This window comes from Nostoc sp. UCD121, assembly GCF_014222285.1.
In the GTDB taxonomy this organism is placed as follows: Bacteria; Cyanobacteriota; Cyanobacteriia; order Cyanobacteriales; family Nostocaceae; genus Nostoc.
On the sequence record NZ_JACKZS010000306.1, the window covers coordinates 1 to 6,257 of the forward strand.

The 6,257-nt window shown below is 37.5% G+C and carries 3 protein-coding genes; 1 reads left to right on the top strand and 2 read right to left on the bottom strand.

Translation table 11 applies throughout. The features are described 5' to 3' along the window. Positions 1-761 precede the first annotated feature (761 nt). Positions 762-2,186: a right-handed parallel beta-helix repeat-containing protein gene (locus GNF10_RS34045; RefSeq protein ID WP_260446158.1), complete on the top strand. Its 1,425-nt coding sequence runs from the start codon at positions 762-764 to the stop codon at positions 2,184-2,186. Positions 2,187-2,487: 301 nt separating this feature from the next. Here the strand turns inward: GNF10_RS34045 and GNF10_RS34050 are convergent, their stop codons facing one another. After that, positions 2,488-4,734 carry a polysaccharide biosynthesis tyrosine autokinase gene (locus GNF10_RS34050; protein WP_185581878.1) on the bottom strand — a complete coding sequence of 749 codons (2,247 nt, stop codon included), beginning with the start codon at positions 4,732-4,734 and terminating at the stop codon, positions 2,488-2,490. 159 nt (positions 4,735-4,893) lie between these two features. Then, positions 4,894-6,087 (bottom strand): glycosyltransferase family 4 protein, encoded by a 1,194-nt coding sequence (locus tag GNF10_RS34055; RefSeq protein ID WP_185581879.1) that lies wholly within the window; start codon positions 6,085-6,087, stop codon positions 4,894-4,896. Positions 6,088-6,257: the final 170 nt, after the last annotated feature.

A 6,257-nucleotide genomic window follows, 5' to 3' on the forward strand; every position in this document is an offset into this window, starting at 1 on the left:
CTTTTTATTCGCGTACAACATTCGCGAACACTATTTTCTTTGTTTTACCTCTATTTCTCCTTAACCGAGCAGTATTGACTTCCCAGTAAATGAAATACACCTCTCCCCAACATTTACCAGATACTCTTATTTGACCACAGGATAAGACAATACTAGAGTACAGAACTGTCTTGTCTTTTGCGATCATTTCTTAAATTATTTATATTTTATACTAAACTTTATAAAAACCTAAGTCTTATTACTGACCTGTAAATTCCGTAAACCGAAAGCTATCACTGAAATTTCTGAATTTGCTATTGATATACCTTTTAAAATTTTGTTTTAGTTACTCTGATTTTTTATGATAATGAGAATACTTTAGAAGATAAAATTCTATAATTCTTATCTGGTAGAATTTATGCTTCCTTATGATTATCATTATCATAAGAATTATTTAAGTAAAATAACTGTTTAATGACAGATATACTATCTCAACTACAGATACCACGTATACACAGTAGAATGATGTCCAATTGGAAATGATGTCATTTGTACGATTGGTTAGTGTCCATTAATGGGATGACTCTGCATACTGAGAATTTTTTCAGTACTTTTACCAGATGGTCGCCATTTTTTAAAACACTGCCTAGAAACACATTTCAGCGATATTTGCGTGGAAATGCTCAGGTATAAACCTGATAAACCGTTTATAAACTTACAAATGGCAGTTACACGACCGTATCCAATACTGATTTACTGACCAAGGCTAGAGTTATTGACCGTTGACAATTCAGTTTTTGCAATATACCCTATTTTTCCCTATGATGATTCATGGTTTAGGCTTTCTCAGTTTAAGTGCATCTCTTGTACTTCCCTGGGCGTTAACAGGTCTGGTTCAAGGACAAAGAATAACAGAGTCTTTAGTTAAAGACGTTCGTCAGTTATCCACCGATCAAAACATTTCACTTCCAAGTCGCAAGCTGATCAGCCAGGTTTCAACTGCTACAAAATACTATGTTAGTGGTAGCGGAAACGACAAAAATAACGGACTCTCTCCGTCATCTGCCTTTAGGACAATTCAAAGAGCAGCAGACCTAACTAGACCTGGCGATACAGTACTGATCCTGAATGGGGTATACAAGAATCCCTCCCCTAATGGTTCAGCACTAGTAATCAAACGCTCTGGAACGGCAAATTCATGGATTACCTATAAGGCATATCCTGGAGATAAACCAAAAATCCAGCACAATGGATGGACTGGAATTTCCATTGAAAATGGAGCCTCATATATTGAGATAAACGGTCTGGAGGTTGCAGGGAACAATGCCAATATAACCCTTAGTTATGCGCTGAGTCAGAAGTATAATAAATCCAACCCACTGACGAGTGGAACCTGCATAAATATGGATGGAAGAAAAAGTGGTCGTTCCCACCACATACGTATTCTCAATAACAAGGTACATGATTGTGGCGGTGCGGGTATTTCAGTTATTGAATCGGACTATGTAACGGTCGACAACAACGAAGTATATAATAATGCCTGGTACTCGCCGTACGCGGCTAGTGGCATTTCACTGCTCAAGAATTGGAATTATGACAAGAACCAGAACTATAAGATGTATGTTACCAGAAACAAAGTCTACAACAATCAAATGCTTGTTCCCTGGTATGCCAACGGAAAGTTTCAAGACGGTAATGGTATTATTGTTGATAGTTCACGATCTAATGGGTATCAAGGACGTACTTTGATTGCCAACAATATCTCATATAAAAATGGTGGTTCGGGCATTCATACCTATGAAAGCGACTATGTAGATATTGTCCACAACACAGCTTATCTAAATAACCAGACTGCGGGAATTAATTACGGGCAAATCATGAGTAATTATTCTGGTAATATCAAAGTTATCAATAACGCCCTTTATTCTGCGCCTAACAAACCAATAAGCTCGAATAATAAAAGTACCAACACTACTTTTAACTACAACCTCTACAATAACAATGGTTCTCGTTCAGTTTCTGTGGGGCCTAACGATATTATGGCAGATCCACAGTTTGTAAATCCCTCAGGCGGTGACTTTAGAATAAAGGGGACTAGTCGGGCCATAAATAATGGTTTTAAGTGGAATAATTTGAAAAATGATTATTTTGGTAAACCTCGTCCCGTAGGTGCTGGATATGATATTGGGGCACATGAATATCAGTAACCTGTAATATTATTTCCTGAAATCTACACCCTACAATCACAATACATAGTTCTGTCAGGCTGAAGTCTAGAGCTATACAAAAGAATAAGCCTACCTGTGAAAGTAGGCTTATTCTTTTCTGGCTAAATAATTAGACAGATATGATACAAGTATGCCAACAGAATTCAATTATTGATGTTTTCCTAGGCAAGAATTTCAGCCAAGTTATTCAACTTATTGTGTAATTAATCCTGTACGATTATTTACCAGTTATGGTATTAAATTAACTGGTAAGACAAAATCCTAATTTACCTAACTTAATTTATACGGAGGTTTTGTCTGGAATACGTTTTTTTAGCTTTGTCTCTTTTGCCAAATCTTCATGAGTAAAGTATTGTTTAACATGATTGAAATAACTACTAGATTCATTTTTATCAATGATGCCATTCACAACTAAACCTAATACGTTGTGACTGGATCTCTCTAGCATTTCTTGAGCAGCAGATGCACTGTTAGAATCAATTACTCCAGGCCGAGCTACTAACAAAATCCCATCAGTCATTTGGCTTATAGTCAAAGCATCGGCTGCCAAAAGCAAGGGAGGAGCATCAATAATTACAAAATCATATTTATACAGAGATGAGAAACTTTCAATCAGCGATGCCATCCGCTTTGAGTCAAGCAAAGCAAGTGGATTGAGAGGTCTAGAACCAGCAGTTAAGACATCAAGATTATCCATTACTTTAGATAAAGCAACATCAAATTCAGTCTGACCTGTAAGAACTTCGCTCAAGCCATCTGCATTGCTTACTTCCCACAGATGATGCTGAGAAGGAACTCGCATATCTGCATCTATTAGTAAAACTTGACGTCCTAATTGAGCGATCGCTGTTGCCAAATTAGCTGAAACTGTAGACTTGCCTTCTTTAGGAACTGCGCTAGTTACCACGATAGTTTTCAGCACTTGATCTGAACTCAGGAATTTCAGATTAGCTTGAATCATTCTGTACATTTCGCTAGTTAAAGAGTAAGGCGTATCTCTAACAGCAATTGTTTGAGTTATTGATTCTGCATTTGAATAACGTGGGCGAATTTTTTTAACAGACAAAGGCACAATTCCTAACAAAGTATATCTAAATATATCTCTGATTTCCTGAAGTGTTTTCAGTGATCTATCTCTCATACCTAGAACAAGAACTGTTGTAGTAGCCAAGAATAAACCGAACATTACTCCTAGCACTAAAACAATAATTTTCTTGCCTTCTACTGGCTTATTGGGCACTATAGCCTGAGCAATAATCCTCGAGCTTGCTGTATTCGTATTCTCAACTAATTGTAATTCTTGAACCTTTTTCAATAGGGTTTGATATGTTGATTCTGCGACTTCAACTTTTCGCTCTAACTCCCTCTGATTTTGTGCTAGTTGGGGTATGAGTTTAACGCGCTTTTCGTATATAGAACGGGAATTATATAAAGAGGAGAGTCTTTTTGCTAAACCAATGCGCTGTATTTCTGACTGCAGAAAATTTTGGATTAGGTTTTGTCTTAGTTCTCCAATTTGTAATACGTTCTGTGAAACTTCTGTTTTATTGCCAACAGTCTGACCAATTTGCTGCTGTAAGAGAGATTTTAAGCTAGCTTTCTTTGCTTCTAAGTTAATAACTACAGGGTTGTCATCTAGAAAACGGCTACGCTCAATTGCTAGCTGTCTGTCAGTCTCTTGAAGTTGTGCAAGAACTCCCTGCACTGCAGGTGACTGGCTGAGGGCACTCACAGCGATCGCTTCCTGAGAATTTAGCTCTACTTTCTGGCGCAGTTCATTGGTTTGGGCATTTACCTCATCCAACTGAGCCTTAACAGTATTCATCTCATTGTCTAGATTTCCAATAGTTGCAACAGTTGACTTTGTCTCCTCTGACAGATCTGCTATCTGATATTTCTGTTTAAATATACGTAGTGCTACTTCTGTATTATTAACAACTTCTTGAGTCTTAGGAAGCTGCTTGGCAATAAATTGACGAGTTGCTGCCGCCTCAGAGCGATTTGTCAGAATATCATTATCTAAATAAAGACTCATTATTGTGTTGACCACTGCTGCTGATTGCTCGGGGTCAGGGCTGGTATAGCTAATTCGCAATACATCTGTTGCACTAACAATTTTCAGGGTCAAAGATTTCCGCAGCTTTTCTACTTCTAGAGGTTTACCTTCTTTGTCTTTCAGTTGTAACTTATCTATTGTCCTCTGCAATAAGGCAGGGGAAGAAATAACTTCTATTTGAGTGTTTATAGGATTTTGAGTTGCTATCAGCGATTTTAAATCCCCTGCATCTCCTCCTTCTGTATTACTAGGCAAAAGATTAGATCCTACTACTTTAAAAGAAGGAATTCTAAATAATAGTTTTCCTTCGGCTTCATAGGATGGCTTTATAAATTGTGTAGCTATAGCACTAAGAATAACTGTAGCTGTAAATATCGCAGTAGCAGGTAGCCACCATTGTTTCAATATGAATAAGTAACGACTGAGGTCTAAATCAATAGATTCTCTAGATTCCGTAAATTTTTCTGACATAAATCTTCCCAAATACAGATATTAAGTAAGAAACTAAAAAAGACTTAGAGAATGCACAAACCACTGCGATTGACAAAAATGATGCGATTTGACAATATGACAATAGTATAGACTATCTAAGTTATAAATTTAGTTCCCATTTTCGCACAATAATGCCAACTAGCTTTGCCAAATCTTATCATAAGCCTCTAACAATTTCGGAGCTTGATATTGCCATTCAAGAATCTTCTCCATTCTCAGTCGTCCCTCGGCTCCTATCTTTTCTCTAAGTTCAGGAGAATCTAGAAGCTCTAGAATTTTCTCTGCAAATTCAACCTCATCATTAGGCTTCGCATAAAGAGATGCTTCCTGGGCAGAACGTCTTCCCTCTCGCAAATCAAACTGGACAATTGCTTTTCCCATCGCCATGTATTCGAGGATTTTATTCATGGTGCAGTTTTCGTTATAAGCAGATGTTGGGGAGGGTTCTACACAAACGTCACAACTGGAAAGCCTTTCTAAAAGTTCCTCCCCTTGCTTAAACCCTGTAAATTCTACAAACTCACTCACTCCTAACTCTTTGGATAAAACTTTAAGTTTTTCGGCTGCTGGTCCACTACCAATCAACATAAAGTGAATATCTTGGCGATTTTTTTTCTGGGTAATATAATATACTACTCTCAGAAGATAATCAATTCCTTCTGGTTCACCCATGACACCCATATATCCTATCAAGTGCTTCTTACCTCTACGATAATTGGCATTTGGGGGCATCCTGTGAAAACGGGAAAGGTCGGGCGCGCTACGAACTACAAAGACCTTCTCCGGTTTCTTATGCCCACGGGTAAGAGCTACCTCTCGGTGCGACTCGTTCGTCGAAATTACTATATCTGCTGTGGCATAGGTCAAGCGTTCAGCCCAGCATAATCCATGATAAAAAATATCCCGCCGTTGATACTTAGCTTCATACATCTCCGGACTGAGGTCATGATGGTCAAAGATAACCCAGATGCGATGAAATAATTTAAACCATCCTGCTACTAAAAAAAGTAAATCCGGCGGATTACAAATATGGATAACATCAAAACCACGCTCTCGCCATATCAGTTGAGCTAGACGGAATTGCCAATTAATCGCCCAACTATACTCTCGAAGATAACCAAAGACTGAACTTTCTTCTGGTGGTAGAGGATGACGATAAATGTGAATTTTCTCAATAATCTCGTAAGATTTATCAAACCCATTACCTGTTGGTGAAATTACGCTAACTTCATACCCAGCTTTTTGCAAAGTAGTTGCTTCCATCCATACCCGCCGATCAAAGGGAACTGGCAGATTTTCAACGATAATTAGTACTTTTTTAGGTAATGCCATAATAATCTCAACTCTTAATCAGTAGGTCTCTATCTGTACACAACTTGTGTAAAATTTACAAAAATGTTTTGTTTGAGTTAAAGTTTATTCATCAAGAAATCTATATTTAAATCACTGCATCTTCTCTACAGTTCTATAAATGTACAATAAATATTTATTTTATATTGACT

Coding starts and splice junctions, on each gene's coding strand:
- GNF10_RS34050 (WP_185581878.1), bottom strand. CDS start 4,734: ATGTCAGAAAAATTTACGGAATCTAGAGAATCTATTGATTTAGACCTC.
- GNF10_RS34055 (WP_185581879.1), bottom strand. CDS start 6,087: ATGGCATTACCTAAAAAAGTACTAATTATCGTTGAAAATCTGCCAGTT.